The organism is Arthrobacter sp. R4, assembly GCF_051365025.1.
GTDB lineage: Bacteria > Actinomycetota > Actinomycetes > Actinomycetales > Micrococcaceae > Arthrobacter.
The window spans coordinates 1-2149 of the sequence record NZ_JBLWIJ010000006.1 but is presented as its reverse complement, the minus strand read 5'-3'; the positions used below and the strand labels follow the sequence as shown (position 1 = coordinate 2149).

The following is a 2149-nucleotide window of genomic DNA, read 5'->3' as shown; positions in this document are numbered from 1 at the left end:
CGGCATCCCCAGCGGCCCCCGGCTGATCCGGAAGATCCATTACCTAGAACCTATCCCGGCCCCAAAACACTGTCGATGGGGACCGCTGCCCATGCACCACTGCCCATCGGCGGAAGACCGCAACCAGGATGGGAAGGGGTCAGCCACACGGCTAGTGGGCCGAGAGACGGTTTCGGCTCCACCAGGCGAAGGAGACCCCGCCCAGCGCCACAAGCAGTACGCCGGCCATGATCGGCAGAAGCCCCGAGCCGAAGCCGGGGCCATCGCTGTCCGATACCGCAGCAGCGTGGGTGGGCCTTGCCGACTTCGTGATGGGCTTGTTCCAGTTGGATTCGGTCGACGGGGTTGCCGTCGACGGCGTGGGGCTGGGGGACGCAACGGTTGGCTCTGCTGTCTCTGTCTCTTCGGCCGTTGCACTGGGCTCGGGCGCGAGGGTGGGCTCCGGTTCGGGCGCCGGCGCTGCGGGCACCTGTTTGGCGGGTGGGGCTGGGGCGGGATCCACCGGCTGAGTCGGGACCGGGGGCTCCTGCGTGGGCTTGGGATCCGGCTTGCCTTGGTCTTCCCCCGGCCCGGTTGTAGGTTGCTCACACGACTCGCAAACGGTCGGGGCGGGTTCCGCCGTCGGGGATTCCGCGTGCGCAGCCCCCACCGCACCAAGGCCGACCGCCAGCGCCATGCCAACGGCAGCAATGGTCGCGGGGACAGCGCGCGGCACTGGGGAGGATCGGATCATGGTTACCTTTTCGACAGCGCGCGGCTCCCCCTCCGCGGCAATTAGTGTTCCCGGTAGTCTGCTACAACACGCCGCGGGGCCGCAAATCCCCCGGATTCACGGCGCCCAACGTATAAGGAGCCTCAGTCCCCCCATTGCTCAATGGGCAGAGGCCCGGTTCCGACCCCACCAGGCGAAGGCCAGGCCGCCCAGGCCCACCAGCAGCACGCCGACCAAGATGGTCAGCAGCCCCGGGTCCCCGAAGCCGGGGCCGTCGCCGTTGGAGACGGCTGCAGCCTGGGTTGGTTTGGTGGACTTGGTGATCGGTTTGTTCCAGTTCGATTCAGTGGAGGGCAGGGCAGCGGACGGCGTGGCGCTCTGGGCACTGGTGGCCGCGTCACTGGACGCTTGCCCGGCCGGCTCAGTCGGCTCCGGGGCCAGGGTGGAAACCGGCGCGGGGGCGGGTTCCGCGGACGGCGGCGCGGGAGGTGCGGGAGGTGCGGGGGCCGGCGGAGCAGTGGGTTCTTCCGAGGTGGGTTTGGGGCGGGGAGTGCGCGGATCCCTCGGGTCAGGTTCAGACAGACCCGGAAGGCAGATCAGTCCGCACGTGGGTGTTGGTTCGGAAGTTTGCGCGTTCGCAGGCGCCACCACCCAGAGGCCGATCGAAAGCGCCAAAACCGAAGCGGCCGCCGTCGCCGATACAACTCTGAGCGCGGACGGTTTTTGTTTCATTGATACCTTTTCGTCACAGCGCGCGGCCCCCTCCGCGCATCACTGGTTTCCCGGCAGTCTGCTACAACTGCTCCCTGGAGTCTCCTACAACACGCGGTTAAGCCCTAAATCCCCCGTGCTTAACGTCCCGCTCTTTGCCGTCTGTCTGGCCCACGCTCTAGTCCCTGTTTTCCGGCGGCAGGGCGATCTGGAGCTTGCGTGCCTTGCCGCGCCCCACAATGTAGCCGCGGCCCGGAATGAACTCCGGACTGACCCGGCCCAGCGAAGTGTTCAGCAGGCTGTCACCCTCAATATCGCCGGGGTTGACGAGCAATCCCCTGCGCCCTGATTTGAACGGCTGCGACAGCGACCAGGCCGAGGACCAGGTGGAGGTTTCAGACTCTCCGATGACCCACTGGTCGGCCTTGATGGACGCCGTCACGAGCTGCGCCACCCCGGATTCGGCGACCGTGTCGGTGAACTCGGTCAGGCCCTCGATGAAGATGGCAAGCTTGCCAGGGTTTCCGGAGGAGTGCCCGGTCAGGTCCTCAACGATGTCGGCGAGGTCGTCCGGCCCCACGATCGACCGGTTCCAGATGGGGAGCGAGGCGACTGCAGAGCGGCGGGATCCGATGTACACCAGTTCCGTGTCCGGGTTGGAGCGCCGGAGGGCGTACGCCATCGTTACGAGGGCAACGGTCCGTCCTGAGCCGGGAGGGCCGGCCA

Annotated in this window: 2 protein-coding genes and 1 pseudogene; all 3 read right to left on the bottom strand. The window is 67.3% G+C overall.

The features are described 5' to 3' along the window. Positions 1 to 151: 151 nt before the first annotated feature. Positions 152 to 502, bottom strand: a complete 351-nt coding sequence (locus tag ACLKOZ_RS03055) for a hypothetical protein (RefSeq protein ID WP_337349982.1) — start codon at positions 500 to 502, stop codon at positions 152 to 154. A 369-nt stretch (positions 503 to 871) separates the two neighbouring features. Further along, a complete protein-coding gene (locus ACLKOZ_RS03050) occupies positions 872 to 1444 on the bottom strand; it encodes a hypothetical protein (RefSeq protein ID WP_337349983.1) in 573 nt (190 codons plus the stop codon). Between the two features lie 157 nt (positions 1445 to 1601). Further along, positions 1602 to 2149 (bottom strand): annotated as a pseudogene (locus ACLKOZ_RS03045) (FtsK/SpoIIIE domain-containing protein); the annotation flags it as partial.